The organism is Acidovorax sp. GW821-FHT11A03 (genome assembly GCF_058809075.1).
The window spans coordinates 13,589-32,141 of the sequence record NZ_JBXASG010000011.1 but is presented as its reverse complement, the minus strand read 5'-3'; the positions used below and the strand labels follow the sequence as shown (position 1 = coordinate 32,141).

Here is an 18,553-nt window from a genome sequence, read left to right as displayed (position 1 = left end):
ATCTGCGGGATCGATCTGGCGGATGCCCCGGATCAGGCCGCCTTGATGGCGTCGGGGTTGCGCAGGCGGATGTGCAGCTCGCGCAGCTGCTTTTCGTCCACCGGCGAAGGCGCCTGCGTGAGCAGATCCTGGGCACGCTGGGTCTTGGGGAACGCGATCACGTCACGGATCGACTCTGCGCCGGTCATCAGCGTGATCAGGCGGTCCAGGCCGAAGGCGAGGCCACCATGCGGAGGCGCGCCGTACTGCAGCGCGTCCAGCAGGTAGCCGAACTTGGCCTGTGCGTCTTCGGGCGTGATCTTGAGGGCATCGAACACCTTCTTTTGCACATCGGCGCGGTGGATACGCACCGAGCCGCCACCCAGCTCCCAGCCGTTGAGCACCATGTCGTAGGCCTTGGCGATGCACTTGCCAGGGTCCGTGTCCATCAGGTCCTCATGGCCATCCTTGGGCGACGTGAAGGGGTGGTGCACTGCGGCCCAGCGGTCGTTCTCTTCGTCATGCTCGAACATCGGAAAGTCCACCACCCACAGCGGTGCCCAACGGCTTTCGAACAGGCCGTTCTTCTTGCCAAAGTCGCTGTGGCCGACCTTCAGGCGCAGTGCGCCGATGGAGTCGTTGACGATCTTTTCCTTGTCGGCACCGAAGAACAGCAGGTCGCCATCCTGGGCGCCGGTGCGCTTCAAGATCTCGGCGATGGCTGCGTCGTGCAGGTTCTTGACGATGGGGGACTGCAAACCTTCGCGGCCGTTGGCCACCTCGTTGACCTTGATCCAGGCCAGGCCCTTGGCGCCGTAGATCTTCACGAACTCGGTGTACGCGTCGATCTCGCCGCGCGAGATCTGCGCGCCGCCCGGCACGCGCAGGGCGACCACGCGGCCGCCCTTGGTGGTGGCGGGCGCGGAGAACACCTTGAAGTCCACGTCCTTCATCACTTCGGTCAGCTCGGTGAATTCGAGCTTCACGCGCAGGTCGGGCTTGTCGGAGCCGAAGCGGAAAGCCGCCTCCTGGTAGGTCATGATGGGGAACTCGCCCAGGTCCACGCCCAGCTGGGTCTGGAACACCTCGGCGATCATGCGCTGGAAGATCGCGCGGATCTCTTCCTCGCCCAGGAACGAGGTCTCGCAGTCGATCTGCGTGAACTCGGGCTGGCGGTCGGCGCGCAGGTCTTCGTCGCGGAAGCACTTGGTGATCTGGTAGTAGCGGTCATAGCCGGCCACCATCAGCATCTGCTTGTACAGCTGGGGCGACTGGGGCAGCGCGAAGAACTGGCCATCGTGCACGCGGCTCGGAACCAGGTAATCGCGCGCGCCTTCGGGCGTGCTCTTGCCCAGCATGGGCGTTTCGATGTCGATGAAGCCCTCCTTGTCCAGGAAGTTGCGCACCTGGATGGCCGTCTTGTAGCGCAGCATCATGTTGCGCTGCATGTGCGGGCGGCGCAGGTCCATCACGCGGTGCGTGAGGCGGGTGGTCTCCGACAGGTTCTCGTCGTCCATCTGGAACGGAGGCGTGACCGAGGGGTTGAGCACGTTCAGCTCGTGGCACAGCACTTCGATCTGGCCGCTCTTGAGCTTGTCGTTGGTGGTGCCGTCAGGACGGGGGCGCACCAGCCCCTTGACCTGCACGCAGAACTCGTTGCGCACATCTTCGGCGGTCTTGAACATCTCGGCACGGTCCGGGTCGCACACCACCTGCACGTAGCCTTCGCGGTCGCGCAGGTCGATGAAGATCACGCCGCCATGGTCGCGGCGACGGTTCACCCAGCCCGACAGGGTGACGGTTTGGCCCATCAGGGCTTCGGTCACAAGACCGCAATAGTGGGAACGCATGGCCATGGCAGAAACTTCCGGCGCCCAGGGGGCGCGTTAAGGGGATTACTTACTTGGATGAAACGAGCGTCGGGTCCGCCGGAGCGACCACGCCCATCGAAACAATGTATTTGAGGGCGGCGTCCACGCTCATGTCGAGCTCGACGCAGTCGCTCTTGCGCAGCATCACGAAATACCCGCCCGTGGGATTGGGCGTGGTGGGCACGTACACGCTCACGAATTCGTCGCGCAGGTAGGCCGCCACCTCGCCGTTGGGCGCCCCGGTGACGAAGGCCACGGTCCAGACGCCCTCGCGCGGCCACTGCACCAGCACGGCCTTGCGAAACGCGTTGCCGCTTTCGGAGAACAGCGTGTCCGACACCTGCTTGACGCTGGAGTAGATGGAGCGCACGACCGGGATGCGGTGCACCAGGGCATCGCCCCACTGCACGAGCTTGCGGCCCGCGAAGTTGCTGGCGATGGCGCCCACCACCAGCAGGATGAGCAGCGTGAGGACCACGCCGAAGCCGGGAATGTGGATTCCCAGCAGCTTGTCGGGGTGCCATGCGCCCGGCAGGATCTGCAGGGTCTGGTCGAGCGTGCTCACGATCCAGTTGAGCACCCACGCCGTGATGACCCCTGGCACGATCACCAGAAGGCCGGTCAACAGCCATTTGCGCAAGGCAGCCATGAAGGTACTCAGTTCGACGAAGGGGTTGTGGAGGTTGAACCGCCGCCAGCGCTTGGTGCAGCTGCGCTGGATGCTTCTTTTTTAGGAGCATCTCCGGTGCTGGCGGGAGCGGGCGCGTCGGACTTCGACTCCGGCTTGGCCTCGGTGGCGGTGGCGGGGGCGGAATTCCCGCCGTTGCCGCCGCGGAAATCCGTCACATACCAGCCGGAGCCCTTGAGCTGGAAACCCGCCGCGGTCACCTGCTTGGAAAAGGCCTGCGCGCCGCAGGCGGGGCAGACCGTCAGGGGCGCGTCGGAGATTTTTTGCAGCACATCCTTGGCATGGCCGCAGGAGCCGCATTTGTAGGCGTAGATAGGCATGTCAGAGTGTTGAGGGAAAGTGCAAAACCCTCAATTATAGGCGGCATGCCCCCGGCCACCGTGTCACTCCGTGCCGACGAGCCTGTGGTGCGCCGCATGGCTGTTGCGGATGGCCTGCGGGCCCAGCGAGCCGATCAGCATGCCCGCCAGCGCGGCCAGCAGCCCTGCCAGCTGGGCGGGGAAGACCGCACCCGCGGGCGTGGCCAGGAACAGCAGCCAGGTCAGCAAGCCCAGCACGATCGCGAAGATGGCGCCCTGCGTCGTGGCGCGCTTCCAGTACAGGCCAAACACCAGGGGCACGAAGGCCCCCACCAGCGGCACCTGATAGGCGCCGGACACCAGCTCATAGATCGACGTGCCCTGCATGTAGATGGCATACGCCAGCACGAGCGCACTGAACACCAGCGTGGTGACGCGCATGGTGCGCAGGTGCTGCCTGTCCGAGCTGTGCGGGCGGAACTGGCGCCAGATGTTCTCGGTGAACGTGACGCTGGGCGCCAGCAGCGTGGCCGACGCGGTGGATTTGAGGGCCGACAGCAGCGCGCCGAAGAACAGCACCTGCATCACGAAGGGCATCTTGGACAGCACCAGCGTGGGCAGCACCTTCTGCGGGTCGTCCTTGAGCAGCTCGGCCGTCTCGGCGGGCATGATGATCAGCGCGCTGGCCACGAGGAACATGGGCACGAAGGCGAACAGGATGTAGCAGATGCCCCCGATCACCGGGCCGCGCGTGGCGGCCTGGATGTTGTTGGCCGACATCACGCGCTGGAACACGTCCTGCTGCGGAATCGAGCCGAACATCATGGTGACGCCCGCCGCGATGAAGAACACCACGTCATGGAACTTGGGCTCGGGCAGGAAGCGGAACAGCTCGCGGCTGGAGGCGAACTCGATGACCTTGCCGGCACCGCCCGCCATGTTGCCCGCGAACACCGCGATCACGGCCAGCCCCACCACCAGGATGATCATCTGGATGAAGTCGGTCACCGCCACCGACCACATGCCGCCAAACAGCGTGTAGGCCAGGATGGAGACCACGCCGATGGTCATGCCCACGGGAATGCTGATGGCGCCGGCCGACAGCAGGTTGAACACCAGCCCCAGCGCCGTGACCTGGGCAGACACCCAGCCCAGGTAGCTGAGCATGATGATGAGGGAGCAGACGATCTCCACCGTGCGGCCATAGCGCTCGCGGTAGTAGTCGCTGATGGTGAGCAGCGTCATGCGGTAGAGCTTGCCCGCGAAGAACAGGCCCACCAGGATCAGGCAGAAGCCGGCGCCGAAGGGGTCTTCGACCACGTTGCCCAGCCCGCCCTCGATGAATTTGGCCGGGATGCCCAGCACCGTTTCCGAGCCGAACCACGTTGCAAACGTGGTGGTGATGATCATGTACAGCGGCAGATGGCGCCCTGCAATGGCGAAATCCGCGGCATTCTTGACTCGCCGGGCTGCCAGCAGGCCGATGGCGATGGTGATCAACAGATAGACAATGACCAGGGTCAACAGCACGGCATGCTCCTCGATGTCGCGAAGGGGTGGGGAAGGGAAACCTAGAAAATCCGGAAACGCAGAAGCACTTGCAACTGCTGTACCAGCATCAGCGACAGCAGGCCCAGCACGAAGCCCGCGCCCACGTAGATGATGCCCTGCAGCAGGCGGTTGGTGCGCTTTTGCGCGGCCAGCAGTTCCAGCAGCTCGCGCCGATGGTCCTGCGGCTTGTGGCGCAGGTAGTCGTACAGCAGCCGGGGCAGCTCGGGAATCAGCTTGGCGTAGTGCGGCGCCTCGGCGCGCAGCTCGCGCAGCACGCGCTGCGGTCCCATCTGCTCGAGCATCCACTTCTCCAGGAAGGGCTTGGCCGTGCTCCACAGGTCCAGCTCAGGGTCGAGCTCGCGGCCCAGGCCTTCGATGTTGAGCAGTGTCTTTTGCAGGAGCACGAGCTGGGGCTGGATTTCCACATGGAACCGGCGCGAGGTCTGGAAGAGCCGCATCAGCACCATGCCCAGCGAGATTTCCTTGAGCGGCCGGTCGAAGTACGGCTCGCACACCGCGCGGATCGCCGATTCCAGATCGTTGACCCGCGTTTCGGGCGGCACCCAGCCGCTTTCGATGTGCAGTTCGGCCACGCGCTTGTAGTCGCGGCGAAAGAACGCCACGAAGTTCTGCGCGAGGTACTCCTTGTCAGATTCGGTGAGGGTGCCCACGATGCCGAAGTCAAGCGAGATGTAGCGCCCGAAGGTCGCCGGGTCCAGGCTCACCTGGATGTTGCCCGGGTGCATGTCGGCGTGGAAGAAGCCGTCGCGGAACACCTGGGTGAAGAAGATCGTGACGCCGTCGCGCGCCAGCTTGGGGATGTCCACCCCGGCATCGCGCAGGCGCTCCGTCTGGCTGATGGGCACGCCGTTCATGCGCTGCATCACCATGACCTCGGGGTGGCAGAAGTCCCAGAACATTTCGGGGATCAGCACCAGGTCCAGCCCCTGCATGTTGCGGCGCAGCTGCGCGGCGTTGGCGGCCTCGCGCACCAGGTCCAGCTCATCGTGCAGGTAGTTGTCGAACTCGGCCACCACCTCGCGGGGCTTCAGGCGCTTGCCATCCGCCGACAGGTTCTCCACCCAGCCGGCCATCATGCGCATGAGGCCCAGGTCTTTCTCGATCACCGGCAGCATGCCGGGGCGAAGCACCTTGACCGCCACCTCGCGCTCGATGCCGTGGCGGTCGCGCAGCGTGGCGAAGTGCACCTGCGCGATCGAGGCGCTGGCCACCGGCACGCGATCGAAGGACGTGAAGACCTCATCCACGGGCCTGCGGAACGCCCGCTCGATGGTGGCGATCGCCACCTCGGGATCGAACGGGGGCACGCGGTCCTGCAGCCGGGCGAGCTCGTCGGCCACGTCGGGCGGCAGCAGGTCGCGCCGGGTCGAAAGCACCTGGCCGAACTTGACGAAGATGGGCCCCAGCCGCTCCAGCGCCAGGCGAAGCCGCTGGCCCCGGGGGGCGTCCAGGTTGCGCCCGAACGACAGGATGCGCGACACCGGCCGCAGCCAGGGCTTCTGGAAGCTGTCGAGCACCAGGCCGTCCAGGCCGTACCGGAACCCCACCCAGAGGATGGCGGCGCCCCGCAGGAATTGCTTCATGCGCCGGCCCGGTCGGAGCCGCTGGCCGGCGCTGCCGGCATGGGGGGCACGGGCACGGCCGCAAAGGACGACGGCGCCACGCGCGCGCCCACGAACTGGCGCAGCGCCTGCGCGGCGCGGCGCGCAACCTGCGCCACCGTGTGCGCCGGGGCATCGCCGATCACGCGTGCGAGGTCTTCCTCGACATCCCAGCGCACATGGTCGACCAGCCAGTTGATCTCGGCGGCCAGCTGCACATCGCCTTCGATGCGGATGGAGGGCTTGTCCCCCCGCAGGGCCGCCTGGGCGAGCGTGAGCGGCGAGCTCTCGGTCACTTCAAGGCGCAGGTCGGGCGCCGCGGTCTCGGGCGCCAGGTTGAACAGGCCGGCGGGCGTGATGACAAGCGCCATCGAATAGGCGCGCCACTGCACGCGGGCGATGCACCCCTTCTGGCGCACCAGGCGGTCGGTGGCCTCCTTTTCCTGCATCAGGACATGGTTGAGGAACAGCACCATGCGCTGCTGCATCTCGTGCACCAGCCACTGCGGAGGTTGGGGGCCGGCGGCCACACGCTCGAAGAGGCCGTCCAGAAACGAAAAAGGGGACTGTGGTGTTGCCATAGTCCCCGATTATTCCCTGAACTGGGATAGCCCCAAATGGGGGTATCTCCTTTATTACTGCAGGGCCTGCACCCCTGCCACCAGCCAGCCGCTGCTGCCCGCCTTGGGCTTGGTCATGTTCCAGACCTCGCGGAACGGGCTCGGGCCCGCAGAGGGTTCCTCGCGGATCATGCCGGAGAACTCGACGCTGGCCATGTAGCCGTCGCCCAGGTCCTCGATGCCCAGCAACTGGGCCTCGATCATGACCACGTCCGTGTGGTTGGGCTGCACGCCGCGGTGCGCTTCGCGCTCGGTCAGCTGGGTGCGGATCTCGTCCAGCATGCTGTCCGTCATCATGGAACGCAGCGTGGTGATGTCCGAGCGGTCCCAGGCGGCCTGCAGCGTGACGAAGTTGCGCTTGGCGGCGGACAGGAACCCTTCGGTGTCGAAATCGGCCGGAACGCCCCAGTTCTGCGAGCCCGACAGACCCGAACCGATGACCACACCCGTGCCGGCCCCGCCCTGCGCTGCGCGCGAGGCATCGAACGCCATGCTGCTGCGCTCCCAGGGGCGCGCCGAGGCGTCGTTGCCCACGTTGTTGGGGCTGTACTGCGGAGGCACCTGCGCAGCCGCCGGCGAGGCGGCCCCTGCCCCCTGGAAGGCGAACGGCGCGCCCCCAGCGGCACCACCGCCCTGGCTGGCGCCACTGCGCGCGCGCATCACCATCTTGAAGATGGCGAACGCGGCCAGCGCCAGCAGCGCGATCATCAAAATATTGCCGAACCCTGCGCCCAGGCCCAGCGAACTGGCCAGCCAGGCCAGGCCCAGGCCCGCGGCCAGGCCACCCAGCATCGCGCCCCAGGGCTTCTTCGCAGCCGCGGCGGCGGGTGCCGCGCCCGCCGTGGCCGGCTTGGCGCCTGCCGCATTGGTCGCGTTCTGTGCCGGAGCCCCCGGCGTTGCGGGCGGCGTTGCCGACTCGCGCTGCGTCACATTGCTGGACTGCTTGCCCACCGATTTGCCGCCAGCCAGTCGCCGGGCGTCGGCATCGGCGTGTGCAAACGCCAGCATCGCGACCAACACCACAGACCACAGTTTCATCATGACTTCTCCGTCTCCGTTAATGACCGAGCGAAACGCTCACTCAGCACTTGATTCCAACATGCAGGGCCACGATTCCCCCCGTCATGTTGTGATAGTCCACATGCCCAAAGCCATTTTTCTGCATGAGGCTTTTGAGTTCTTCCTGTCCCGGGTGCATGCGGATGGACTCCGCCAGGTAGCGGTAGCTGGCGTCGTCGCCCGCCACCAGCTTGCCCAGTTGGGGCAGCACCTTGAACGAATACCAGTCGTACACTTTTTCCAGCGGCTTGGCCACCTTCGAGAATTCGAGCACCAGCAGCTTGCCGCCGGGCTTGAGCACGCGGCACATCTCGGCGATGGCCTGGTCCTTGTGCGTCATGTTGCGCAGGCCGAAGGCCACGCTCACCACGTCGAAATGCGCATCCGGGAACGGCAGCTTTTCGGCATCGCAGACCAGCGTGGGCAGCACCACACCCGCATCGATGAGACGGTCGCGGCCCACGCGCAGCATGGCTTCGTTGATGTCGGTATGCACCACGCGCCCCGTGGCGCCCACCTTCTTCGAAAATGCCAGCGCGAGATCGCCCGTGCCGCCCGCGATGTCCAGCACCTGGCTGCCCTCGCCGAGGTTGGCCACCATCACGGTGTAGGCCTTCCAGGCGCGGTGCAGGCCGGCCGACATGAGGTCGTTCATCACATCGTATTTGGAGGCGACCGAATCGAACACGCCACGCACGCGGCGCGCCTTTTCCTGCTCGTCGACCGACTGAAAACCAAAATGTGTGGTGCTCATAAGAATCATGCTAGGCGCGCAAGCGCCAGAGGTACAGCGACAACCCCGCACTGAAATGGGGCTTGTGTCGCAATTAGGACAACGCCATCAAAGAGAAAACAGCCGCTACCGCTTGCCTATATTGCGCTGGAAGCTCTTCTCTCAATAGCACATTGGTCTACAAGGGCTTAGGGGCTGCCCTTCAGTGACCGCCACAGGCATGCCCGCCTGCACCACCCTTGGGCGCCATCGGCGCGTCGCGGTCCACGCCCGCCGCGGCCAGGCGCTCGGTGTACTGCGTCCACAGCGCGTCCTGCTTCTGGCCCAGTTCGTAGAGGTAGTCCCAGGTGAAGATGCCGCTGTCGTGGCCGTCCGAGAACGTGGGCTTGACCGCGTAGTTGCCCACGGGCTCCAGGTTGACCAGCGTGACCTCCCGCTTGCCCGTCTGCAGCACTTCCTGGCCCGGGCCATGACCCTGCACTTCGGCCGACGGTGAATACACCCGCATCAGCTCAAACGGAATGCGGAACGTGGCGTCATCGGAGAACCCCACTTCGAGCACCCGTGATGCTTCGTGCACCGTGATTGCCTGCGGCGTGGGCGCGCCCGCTTTCAAACCTGCCATGGATTCACCTGTGAGAAAACTGTTGTCAGAAAAGGCGGTTGTGATTGTCCCACCCGCCGCAGACCCCACCGCCCAGAGGGCCGGCAGACGCACCGACTCCTGACAGAGCGCCAGTCACGCAGTAGCCAGGGTCGCCAGTTGCTGGCGCAAGGCGCTTTCCAGCGCTGGCAGCAGCGCCTGCACGGAAGCCTCTTGCGCCACAGGGCTGGGGCGCTGCACAGCCGCCCACACGGGTGAGGGAAAGTGACTGTCCCAGTCAAACCGCGCAATCACATGCCAGTGCAGGTGCGGCACCATGTTGCCCAGCGCCGCGATGTTGACCTTGGTGGGCGACAGGTGCTGGCGCAGGGCCTGCTCCACCACCGTCACGGCCTCCATGCAGTGGGCACGTTCGGCAGCAGCCAGGTCAGAGAACTCGGCCACATGCGCATTCCAGACCACGCGGTAGAAGGCAGGAAACCCCGCCTCCTGCGCACGGATGACACGCAGTCGCTCACCGCGCCAGACCAGTGCGCCACCATCTTCAGCGCACAACGGGCAGGCCGTCACACCAGCACCCGCTCGATGCCGCCGTTGTTGGCGCGCTGCACATAGTCCGGCATCCAGTTCTCGCCCAGGATTTCGCGCGCCATCTCGACCACGATGTAGTCGGCTTCGAGCAGGCCGTTGTTCAGGTCGCCTTCGTAGCGGTTCAGGCCCTGCAGGCAGCTGGGGCAGCTGGTGAGGATCTTCACGTTGTCCTGCGCTCCCACTGCGCCGCTGGCACGCAGCTGGGCCTCGCCCTTCTTGATTTCTTCTTCCTTGCGGAAGCGCACCTGCGTGGACACATCCGGGCGCGTCACGCCCAGCGTGCCCGACTCGCCGCAGCAGCGCTCGCTCTTCAAGACCTGCTCGCCCACGAGCGCCTTCACGGTCTTCATCGAGTCCTGCAGCTTCATCGGGTTGTGGCAAGGCTCGTGGTACAGGTAGGCACCCTTGCCCTGCAGCTGGATGCCCTTTTCCAGCAGGTACTCGTGGATGTCGATGATGCGGCTGCCCGGGAAGATCTTGCCGAATTCGTAGCCCTGCAGCTGGTCGTAGCAGGTGCCACAGCTCACCACCACGGTCTTGATGTCGAGGTAGTTGAGCGTGTTGGCCACGCGGTGGAAGAGCACCCGGTTGTCGGTGATCATCTTCTCGGCCTTGTCGAACTGGCCGCTGCCGCGCTGCGGGTAGCCGCAGCACAGGTAGCCCGGCGGCAGCACGGTCTGCACGCCCGCATGCCACAGCATGGCCTGCGTGGCCAGACCCACCTGCGAGAACAAGCGCTCCGACCCGCAGCCGGGGAAGTAGAACACCGCCTCCGTCTCGGCCGTGGTGGCCTGCGGGTCGCGGATGATGGGCACGTAGTCCTTGTCCTCGATGTCGAGCAGCGCGCGCGCCGTCTTCTTGGGCAGGCCGCCGGGCAGCTTTTTGTTGATGAAGTGGATCACCTGCTCCTTGATCGGCGCCGTGCCCACCGTCGCTGGCGGCTTGGCCGTCTGCCTGCGGCCCACCTTGCGCAGCAGGTCCACGGCCAGGCGCTGGGCCTTGAAGCCCACGTCCACCATGGCCGAACGCATGAACTTGATGGTGTCCGGATTCGTGGCGTTGAGCATGGTCATCGCCAGCGCGTTGCCAGGCCGGAAGGTTTTCTTGCCCATCTTGCGCAGCAGGTTGCGCATGTTCATGGTGACGTCGCCGAAGTCGATCTTCACCGGGCAGGGGCTCTCGCACTTGTGGCACACCGTGCAGTGGTCCGCCACGTCCTCGAACTCCTGCCAGTGCTTGATGCTCACGCCGCGGCGGGTCTGCTCTTCGTACAAAAACGCCTCGACCAGCAGCGAGGTGGCCAGGATCTTGTTGCGCGGGCTGTAGAGCAGGTTGGCGCGCGGCACGTGCGTGGAGCACACGGGCTTGCACTTGCCGCAGCGCAGGCAGTCCTTGACCGAATCGGCGATCGCGCCGATGTCGCTCTGCTGCATGATCAGCGACTCGTGCCCCATGAGGCCGAAGCTGGGCGTGTAGGCATTGGTCAGGTCGGCATGCAAGGCGGCGGGCCTGGAAGCCGGCTTGGAAGCCAGATGGGCCTCCAGCGCTTTCCCATCCAGCGCAGCCAGCTCCTGATTTCGGAGCAATTTTCCTTTGTTGAAGCGCCCTTCGGGGTCCACCCGCTGCTTGTACTGCGCGAACGGCAGCAGCTCGGCGTCGGTCAGGAACTCCAGCTTGGTGATGCCGATGCCGTGCTCGCCCGAGATCACGCCGTCCAGGCTGCGCGCCAGCACCATGATGCGCTCGACCGCCTCGTGCGCGGTCTGCAGCATTTCATAGTCGTCGCTGTTGACCGGCAGATTGGTGTGCACGTTGCCGTCGCCGGCGTGCATGTGCAGCGCCACCCAGACTCGGCCCTTGAGCACGCGCTTGTGGATGGCCGTGGCTTCGTCCAGGATGGGCTGGAACGCCGCGCCCGCGAAGATGCCCGACAGCGGCGCGCGCAGCTGGGTCTTCCAGCTCGCGCGCAGGGTGTGGTCCTGCAGTTGCGGGAACAGGGGTTCGACATCCTGCAGCCAGCCGGCCCACAGCGCGCGCACCTCGGCCACCAGCGCCAGGGCTTGCGCCACGCGGTCCTCCAGCAGTTCGGCCGAGGGGATTTCGCTCGCGTCGTCGTGCTTGCCCAGCGGCAGGTTGCCACGCTCGAAGAAGTCGGTGAGCGCATCGCACAGCTTGATCTTGTTGCGCAGCGACAGCTCGATGTTGATGCGCTCGATGCCGTCGGTGTACTCGGCCATGCGCGGCAGCGGGATCACCACGTCTTCGTTGATCTTGAAGGCGTTGGTGTGGCGGCTGATGGCGGCCGTGCGCTTGCGGTCCAGCCAGAATTTCTTGCGCGCCTCGGGGCTGATGGCGATGAAGCCTTCGCCGCTGCGCGAGTTGGCGATGCGCACGACCTCGCTGGTGATGCGCGCCACGTCGTCGGCGTTGTCGCCCGCGATGTCGCCGAACAGCACCATCTTGGGCAGGCCGCCCCCGTGCTTCTTGCTCTTGGTGGCGTAGCCCACCGCTTTCAGGTAGCGGTCGTCCAGGTGCTCCAGGCCGGCCAGCAGCACGCCCGAGCGCTTTTGCTCGGCGAACATGAAGTCCTTGATCTCCACGATGCTGGGCACGGCGTCCTTGGCGTTGCCAAAGAACTCCAGGCACACGGTGCGCGTGTGCTCGGGCATGCGGTGCACCACCCAGCGCGCGCTGGTGATCAGGCCGTCACAGCCTTCCTTCTGGATGCCGGGCAGGCCCGAGAGGAACTTGTCCGTCACGTCCTTGCCCAGGCCTTCCTTGCGGAAGGTGCGGCCCGGGATGGCCAGGCGCTCGGTGCGCACGGGCGTCTTGCCGTCGGCCTCGAAGTACTGCAGCTCGAAGGTGGCCGTCTCCACGTCATGGATCTTGCCCATGTTGTGATCCAGGCGAGTCACCTCGAGCCACTGGGCGTCGGGCGTGACCATGCGCCAGCTGGCCAGGTTGTCGAGCGCCGTGCCCCACAGCACGGCCTTCTTGCCGCCCGCGTTCATGGCGATGTTGCCACCGATGCAGCTGGCTTCGGCGCTGGTCGGGTCCACGGCAAACACAAAACCTGCGCGCTCGGCCGCATCGGCCACGCGCTGGGTGACCACGCCGGCCTCGGTCCACACCGTGCCCACTTCGCGGTCCATGCCCGGCAGGCGGCGCATTTCCACCTCGGTCATGGCTTCGAGCTTTTCGGTGTTGATGACCACGCTTTTCCACGTCAGCGGGATGGCGCCGCCGGTGTAGCCGGTGCCGCCTCCGCGGGGAATGATGGTCAGGCCCAGTTCGATGCAGCCCTTGACCAGGCCGGCCATCTCGGTTTCCGTGTCCGGCGTGAGCACCACGAACGGGTATTCGACGCGCCAGTCGGTCGCGTCGGTCACGTGGCTCACGCGCGAGAGGCCGTCGAACTTGATGTTGTCCTTGGCCGTCAGGCGGCCCAGGGTCTTCTGGATCTGGCGGCGCAGCTGCGCGGCCTGCTCGAAGGTGGCGTTGAATTCGGCCACGGCGCGGCGCGCCGCCACCACCAGCTCGCCGACCAGGCGGTCCCGCCCGGCGTCGTCGTCGGGGGTGCGGCGCTTGTCGATCTCGGCCAGGCGGTGCTGCAGGGCATCGACCAGCAGCTTGCGGCGGTTGGGGTTGTCCAGCAGGTCGTCCTGCAGGTAGGGGTTGCGCTGCACCACCCAGATATCGCCCAGCACTTCGTACAGCATGCGGGCGGAGCGCCCGGTGCGGCGCTCCTTGCGCAATTGGTCCAGCACGTCCCAGGCCGGGGACCCCAGCAGGCGGATCACGATCTCCCGGTCGGAGAACGAGGTGTAGTTATAGGGAATCTCGCGCAGACGCACGGGCTCGGCAGCCTGCATCTGCAAGGCAGCCAACGCAATCGGAACATTCATGGGGGTCTACCTGGGGTGGGGGCGTGATTTTATGCCACCGTGCCTTCCCTTGCCGGCGCCCGCCCCGCCCAGGCAAAACCTCCCGTTCAGAACAGCACCCGGCTGCGCAGCGTGCCGCCGACCTTCGCCAGCTTGTCCAGCGCCAGGTCGGACGAGGCCGCGTCGATGTCGATGACCACGTAGCCGATCTTCTCGTTGGTCTGCAGGTACTGGGCCGAGATGTTGATCTGGTTGTCCGAGAAGATGCGGTTGATCTCCGACAGCACGCCCGGCACGTTGCGGTGGATGTGCAGCAGGCGATGCTTGCCAGGGTGCGCGGGCAGCGCGACCTCGGGGAAATTGACCGACGAGGTGCTGGTGCCGTTGTCGCTGTACTTCACGAGCTTTTCCGCCACTTCAAGGCCGATGTTGGCCTGCGCCTCCATGGTGGAGCCGCCGACATGGGGCGTGAGGATCACGTTGTCCAGCCCGCGCAGGGGCGACTGGAACTCGTCCTTGTTGGTGCGCGGCTCCACCGGGAACACATCGATGGCGGCGCCCAGCAGTTTCTTGGCCTTGAGGGCCCCGGCCAGGGCCTCGATATCCACCACCGTGCCGCGCGCGGCGTTGATGAGGATGCCACCGGGCTTCATGGCGGCGATCTCGGCCGCGCCGATCATTCCCTCGGTGGACGGCAGCTCGGGCACGTGCAGGCTCACGATGTCGCTCTGGCCCAGCAGGTCGTGCAGATGCTGCACCTGGCGCGCGTTGCCCAGGGGCAGCTTGCTCACCACGTCGAAGAAGGCCACCTGCATGCCCATGGCCTCGGCCAGCACCGACAGCTGCGTGCCGATGGAGCCGTAGCCCACGATGCCCAGCGTCTTGCCCCGGATCTCATAGGCGTTATCGGCCGACTTGAGCCAGCCCCCACGGTGGGCCACCGCGTTTTTCTCCGGAATGCCGCGCAGCAGCAGGATGGCCTCGGCCAGCACCAGCTCGGCCACCGAACGGGTGTTGGAATACGGGGCATTGAAAACGGCAATGCCGCGCTCGCGCGCCGCGTTCAGGTCCACCTGGTTGGTGCCGATGCAAAAACAGCCCACGGCCACCAGCTTGTGCGCCTGCGCAAACACCTCCTCGGTGAGCTGCGTGCGCGAACGGATGCCCACGAAGTGCACGTCGGCAATCTTGCGCTTGAGTTCGTCGTCGGGCAGCGCGCCGGACACCGTCTCGATCTGGGTGTAGCCGGCACCGCGGATCACATCCACCGCGGAAGGGTGGATGCCCTCGAGCAACAGGAATTTGATCTTGTTCTTGTCCAGCGAATTGATGGCCATGGCAATAAGGAAGAAGGAGGAGAGGGGAAAAGCAACCGGCGCGCGACGACGCGAACGAACCGGCGCGGCAGAGGCCTGCGCGCGACCGACAGCATGGTGCATTGCACAAAACCTTGCAAGCCTCGGCAAATGCGCCACACCTTGTCACAAAAGAGTCACAATCGCTTCCCTCATGGGGACCCCAAGGGGTTTCCCCGGTTGTTGCAAGCGACAGGCTCATGCGACAACGACATATCAATGTCACATCGGCTGCATAGCATCCGGCCCTTGTGCTTTTTGTCATCCTCGGAGGAAATATTCATGCAAACGAAGCATCTGGCGGTCTGCGCTGCCATCGCCATGTCGGCGTGCCTGCCTGCACAAGCCCAGGCTCAGGCGCCGGTCGAGATTCAGTGGTGGCATTCGATGAGCGCAGCGCTCGGCGATTGGGTCAACGACCTGTCAAAACAGTACAACGCGAGCCAGACCAAGTACAAGGTCGTGCCCACCTACAAGGGTACGTATGACGAATCGATGACGGGCGCCATCGCCGCGTTCCGTGCGGGCAATGCACCCCACATCCTCCAGGTGTTCGAAGTAGGCACCGCCACCATGATGGCCAGCAAGGGTGCCATCGTGCCCGCGGCCAAGGTGCTCAACGACGGCGGCTTCAAGTTCGACCCCACCCAGTACGTGTCGGCCGTGGCCGGCTACTACACCGCGCCCAACGGCCAGATGCTGAGCTACCCGCTCAACAGCTCCACCACCATCTTCTATTACAACAAGGACGCCTTCAAGAAGGCGGGCCTGGACCCCAACACCCCGCCCAAGACATGGCCCGAGGTGTTCGCCGCCGCGTCCAAGCTCAAGGCCAGCGGCCACAGCTGCCCGTTCACCACGAGCTGGATCAGCTGGACGCAGCTGGAGAGCTTCTCGCTGTGGCACAACACGCTGTTCGCGTCCAAGAACAACGGCTTTGACGGCAACGACGCCCAGCTGCAGATCAACACGCCGCTGCACGTGCGCCACTTCGAGAACCTGGCCAAGGCCTCCAAGGACGGTAGCTTCGTCTACAAGGGCCGCGGCAATGTGCCGGACGCCTCCTTCCCCTCGGGCGAGTGCGCCATGATCACGGGCTCGTCGGGCCTGTACGCCCGCGTGGCCAAGGAAGCCAAGTTCGCCTATGGCATCTCGGCCCTGCCCTACTACGCCGACGTGAAGGGCGCGCCCCAGAACACCGCCATCGGCGGCGCCAGCCTCTGGGTGATGGCCGGCAAGAAGACCGAAGAGTACAAGGGCGTGGCCGACTTCCTGAACTTCCTGAACGACACCAAGGTGCAGGCGGCCAGCCACCAGCGCACGGGCTACCTGCCCGTGACCACGGCCGCCTACAAGCTCACCGAAGCCTCGGGCTTCTATGAAAAGAACCCCGGCACCGACGTCGCCGTCACGCAGATGATCCGCAAGGCCACCGACAAGTCGCGCGGCATCCGCCTGGGCAACTTCGTGCAGATCCGTTCCATCATCGACGAGGAAACCGAACAGATCTGGTCGGGCAAGAAGACCCCCAAGGAGGCGCTGGACACGGCCGTGACCCGCGGCAACGAACAGCTGGCCCGGTTCGCGCGCGCCAACAAGTAAGTTCTGACGAGCGCCTATGGATGCGACCGGGCCCTTGCGGCCTGGGGACATCGAAAGCCCGCCGCCCCTGTAAACCCCTGCGGTTCACTGGGCGGCGGGTTGTCTTTTTTTGCCGCCGGGCTGCCCCGGGGCAAAAAGCGGCCCCCCCCCGGAGGGGCAGCGCCCCTGCGCAACAGTCAGCACGGGGGCATTTTTTGAGAGTCTGGACATGGAAAAACGCGTTCTCTTTCGCTCTGCGTGGCTGCCGTGGGTGCTTCTGGCACCCCAGCTGGCCATCATCAGCGTCTTCTTCTTCTGGCCCGCAGGCCAGGCCCTGGTGCAGTCGTTCCAGATGCAGGATTCCTTCGGCTTCTCGAGGGAATGGGTCGGTTTCGACAACTTCCGGGATCTGTTCCAGGACCCGGGCTATCTGGCGTCGTTCAAGACCACCGCCTTCTTCTCGATCCTGGTGGCGGTCAGCGGCATCAGCCTGTCGCTGATCCTGGCGATCTTCGCCGACCGCATCATCAAGGGCGCGATGGTCTACAAGACCGCGCTGCTGCTGCCCTATGCCGTGGCACCCGCCGTGGCGGGCGTGCTGTGGATGTTCATGTTCTCGCCGTCGCTCGGGGTGGTGGCCTACATGCTGCGCCAGTCGGGCTTCGACTGGAACCACATGCTCAACTCCGACCACGCCATGGCGCTGATCGTGATCGCCGCGGTGTGGAAGCAGATCTCCTACAACTTCCTGTTCTTCCTGGCGGGCCTGCAGTCCATCCCCAAGTCGCTCATCGAAGCCGCAGCCATTGATGGCGCGGGCCCCTGGCGCAGGTTCTGGAGCATCCAGTTTCCGCTGCTCTCGCCCACCACGTTCTTCCTGCTCGTGATCAACGTGGTGTATGCCTTCTTCGACACCTTCGCCATCGTGGACGCCACCACGCAGGGCGGCCCGGGCCGCGATACCGCCATCCTGGTCTACAAGGTGTACCACGATGGGTTCAAGGCCATGGACATGGGCGGATCGGCCGCGCAGTCGGTGGTGCTGATGGTGATCGTGGTGGTGCTCACCGTGATCCAGTTCCGCTACGTCGAGAAGAAAGTGCAGTACTAGATGACTCCCCCCCGAAGCGCCTGTGGCGCCTCCCCCTCGAGGGGGCGCCTCCAGCGGCCCGGCAAAGCCGGTTCCGCGGTGGCACGCGCATTGGCCCTCCTTAATTCACGCATGTCTTCTTCATCGCCCCTCTCTCCTGGAGCCCTCGCATGGTAGAGCGCAGTCCTTATCTCACCACGTTCTCGCACCTCATCATGGTGCTGGGCGTGATCATCGTCGGCTTTCCGCTGTACCTGGCCTTCGTGGCCTCGACCCACACCGCGCAGGACATCGTGCAGGTGCCCATGCCCATGGTGCCCGGCGGCAACTTCTGGCAGACCTACCACGACGCCCTGTTCGGCGGCGGCACGGGCGCGGGCTCCACCGCGCCGGTGGCGCGCATGATGTGGGTGAGCTTCGTCACCGCCATCGTCATCACGCTGGGCAAGATCGCCATCTCGCTGCTGTCTGCGTTCGCCATCGTGTACTTCCGCTTCCCCTTCAAGGGCATCTGCTTCTGGCTGATCTTCATCACGCTGATGCTGCCGGTGGAAGTGCGCATCGGCCCCACCTACCAGGTGGTGTCGGACCTGGGCATGCTCAACACGTATGCGGGCCTCACGGTGCCGCTGATCGCGTCGGCCACCGCCACGTTCCTGTTCCGGCAGTTCTTCCTCACGGTGCCCGACGAACTGGTGGAAGCCGCCCGCGTGGACGGCGCGGGCCCCATGCGCTTCTTCAAGGACATCCTGGTGCCGCTGTCGCGCACCTCGATTGCCGCGCTGTTCGTGATCCAGTTCATCTACGGCTGGAACCAGTACCTGTGGCCGCTGCTGGTGACCACCTCGGAAGACATGTACCCCGTGGTGATCGGCATCAAGCGCATGCTGGCAGGCGGCGACGCGGGCAACGAATGGAACATCGTGATGGCCACGGCCCTCCTGGCCATGCTGCCTCCGGCCTTCGTGGTGGTGGTCATGCAGCGCTGGTTCGTCAAGGGCCTGGTGGACACCGAGAAATAAGACA

Annotated in this window: 15 protein-coding genes; 3 read left to right on the top strand and 12 right to left on the bottom strand. The window is 65.3% G+C overall.

Annotated elements, in window-relative coordinates:
* Window positions 1–32 precede the first annotated feature (32 nt).
* The 12 genes from aspS to serA form a co-directional block, all read right to left on the bottom strand.
* Complete coding sequence (gene aspS / locus AC1RVY_RS24265; RefSeq protein WP_218341531.1) at window positions 33–1,835, bottom strand: aspartate--tRNA ligase; 1,803 nt, start codon at window positions 1,833–1,835, stop codon at window positions 33–35.
* Between the two features lie 43 nt (window positions 1,836–1,878).
* The gene (locus tag AC1RVY_RS24260) at window positions 1,879–2,499 is read right to left on the bottom strand and encodes a DUF502 domain-containing protein (RefSeq protein ID WP_218293504.1); all 621 of its coding nucleotides are present in this window, start codon (window positions 2,497–2,499) and stop codon (window positions 1,879–1,881) included.
* Window positions 2,500–2,507: 8 nt separating this feature from the next.
* Window positions 2,508–2,858 carry an FmdB family zinc ribbon protein gene (locus AC1RVY_RS24255; RefSeq protein WP_218293503.1) on the bottom strand — a complete coding sequence of 117 codons (351 nt, stop codon included), beginning with the start codon at window positions 2,856–2,858 and terminating at the stop codon, window positions 2,508–2,510.
* Between the two features lie 63 nt (window positions 2,859–2,921).
* A complete protein-coding gene (locus AC1RVY_RS24250; protein ID WP_218341533.1) occupies window positions 2,922–4,367 on the bottom strand; it encodes a high affinity choline transporter 1 in 1,446 nt (481 codons plus the stop codon).
* Window positions 4,368–4,408: 41 nt separating this feature from the next.
* A complete protein-coding gene (gene ubiB, locus AC1RVY_RS24245) occupies window positions 4,409–5,992 on the bottom strand; it encodes a ubiquinone biosynthesis regulatory protein kinase UbiB (RefSeq protein WP_218293501.1) in 1,584 nt (527 codons plus the stop codon).
* On the bottom strand, window positions 5,989–6,591 hold the full coding sequence (locus tag AC1RVY_RS24240; RefSeq protein ID WP_369641676.1) for a hypothetical protein: 603 nt from the start codon (window positions 6,589–6,591) through the stop codon (window positions 5,989–5,991). Before AC1RVY_RS24240 ends, ubiB begins: the two co-directional genes overlap by 4 nt.
* Before the next feature lie 54 nt (window positions 6,592–6,645).
* Complete coding sequence (locus tag AC1RVY_RS24235) at window positions 6,646–7,671, bottom strand: Tim44 domain-containing protein (RefSeq protein ID WP_218293499.1); 1,026 nt, start codon at window positions 7,669–7,671, stop codon at window positions 6,646–6,648.
* A 40-nt stretch (window positions 7,672–7,711) separates the two neighbouring features.
* Window positions 7,712–8,443 (bottom strand): bifunctional demethylmenaquinone methyltransferase/2-methoxy-6-polyprenyl-1,4-benzoquinol methylase UbiE, encoded by a 732-nt coding sequence (ubiE, locus tag AC1RVY_RS24230; RefSeq protein ID WP_218293498.1) that lies wholly within the window; start codon window positions 8,441–8,443, stop codon window positions 7,712–7,714.
* Window positions 8,444–8,624: 181 nt separating this feature from the next.
* Window positions 8,625–9,047 carry a gamma-butyrobetaine hydroxylase family protein gene (locus tag AC1RVY_RS24225; protein WP_218293497.1) on the bottom strand — a complete coding sequence of 141 codons (423 nt, stop codon included), beginning with the start codon at window positions 9,045–9,047 and terminating at the stop codon, window positions 8,625–8,627.
* A gap of 114 nt (window positions 9,048–9,161) precedes the next feature.
* Window positions 9,162–9,596, bottom strand: a complete 435-nt coding sequence (locus tag AC1RVY_RS24220) for an HIT family protein (protein WP_492808645.1) — start codon at window positions 9,594–9,596, stop codon at window positions 9,162–9,164.
* A complete protein-coding gene (locus tag AC1RVY_RS24215; protein ID WP_492808643.1) occupies window positions 9,593–13,522 on the bottom strand; it encodes a DUF3683 domain-containing protein in 3,930 nt (1,309 codons plus the stop codon). The genes AC1RVY_RS24220 and AC1RVY_RS24215 overlap by 4 nt, the downstream gene beginning before the upstream one ends.
* Window positions 13,523–13,608: 86 nt before the next feature.
* On the bottom strand, window positions 13,609–14,838 hold the full coding sequence (gene serA / locus AC1RVY_RS24210; RefSeq protein WP_218293494.1) for a phosphoglycerate dehydrogenase: 1,230 nt from the start codon (window positions 14,836–14,838) through the stop codon (window positions 13,609–13,611).
* Window positions 14,839–15,138: 300 nt separating this feature from the next.
* On the opposite strand from serA, the gene ugpB reads away from it, so the two are divergent.
* The 3 genes from ugpB (at window position 15,139) to ugpE (ending at window position 18,549) form a co-directional block, all read left to right on the top strand.
* The gene (ugpB, locus tag AC1RVY_RS24205; RefSeq protein WP_492808641.1) at window positions 15,139–16,458 is read left to right on the top strand and encodes a sn-glycerol-3-phosphate ABC transporter substrate-binding protein UgpB; all 1,320 of its coding nucleotides are present in this window, start codon (window positions 15,139–15,141) and stop codon (window positions 16,456–16,458) included.
* A 208-nt stretch (window positions 16,459–16,666) separates the two neighbouring features.
* Complete coding sequence (gene ugpA / locus AC1RVY_RS24200) at window positions 16,667–17,548, top strand: sn-glycerol-3-phosphate ABC transporter permease UgpA (protein ID WP_218293492.1); 882 nt, start codon at window positions 16,667–16,669, stop codon at window positions 17,546–17,548.
* 149 nt (window positions 17,549–17,697) lie between these two features.
* Window positions 17,698–18,549 (top strand): sn-glycerol-3-phosphate ABC transporter permease UgpE, encoded by an 852-nt coding sequence (ugpE, locus tag AC1RVY_RS24195; RefSeq protein ID WP_492808640.1) that lies wholly within the window; start codon window positions 17,698–17,700, stop codon window positions 18,547–18,549.
* Window positions 18,550–18,553: the final 4 nt, after the last annotated feature.

Coding starts and splice junctions, on each gene's coding strand:
- serA (WP_218293494.1), bottom strand. CDS start 14,838: ATGGCCATCAATTCGCTGGACAAGAACAAGATCAAATTCCTGTTGCTC.
- ubiB (WP_218293501.1), bottom strand. CDS start 5,992: ATGAAGCAATTCCTGCGGGGCGCCGCCATCCTCTGGGTGGGGTTCCGG.
- AC1RVY_RS24255 (WP_218293503.1), bottom strand. CDS start 2,858: ATGCCTATCTACGCCTACAAATGCGGCTCCTGCGGCCATGCCAAGGAT.
- aspS (WP_218341531.1), bottom strand. CDS start 1,835: ATGGCCATGCGTTCCCACTATTGCGGTCTTGTGACCGAAGCCCTGATG.
- ugpE (WP_492808640.1), top strand. CDS start 17,698: ATGGTAGAGCGCAGTCCTTATCTCACCACGTTCTCGCACCTCATCATG.
- AC1RVY_RS24215 (WP_492808643.1), bottom strand. CDS start 13,522: ATGAATGTTCCGATTGCGTTGGCTGCCTTGCAGATGCAGGCTGCCGAG.
- ugpA (WP_218293492.1), top strand. CDS start 16,667: ATGGAAAAACGCGTTCTCTTTCGCTCTGCGTGGCTGCCGTGGGTGCTT.
- AC1RVY_RS24260 (WP_218293504.1), bottom strand. CDS start 2,499: ATGGCTGCCTTGCGCAAATGGCTGTTGACCGGCCTTCTGGTGATCGTG.
- ubiE (WP_218293498.1), bottom strand. CDS start 8,443: ATGAGCACCACACATTTTGGTTTTCAGTCGGTCGACGAGCAGGAAAAG.
- ugpB (WP_492808641.1), top strand. CDS start 15,139: ATGCAAACGAAGCATCTGGCGGTCTGCGCTGCCATCGCCATGTCGGCG.
- AC1RVY_RS24240 (WP_369641676.1), bottom strand. CDS start 6,591: ATGGCAACACCACAGTCCCCTTTTTCGTTTCTGGACGGCCTCTTCGAG.
- AC1RVY_RS24225 (WP_218293497.1), bottom strand. CDS start 9,047: ATGGCAGGTTTGAAAGCGGGCGCGCCCACGCCGCAGGCAATCACGGTG.
- AC1RVY_RS24235 (WP_218293499.1), bottom strand. CDS start 7,671: ATGATGAAACTGTGGTCTGTGGTGTTGGTCGCGATGCTGGCGTTTGCA.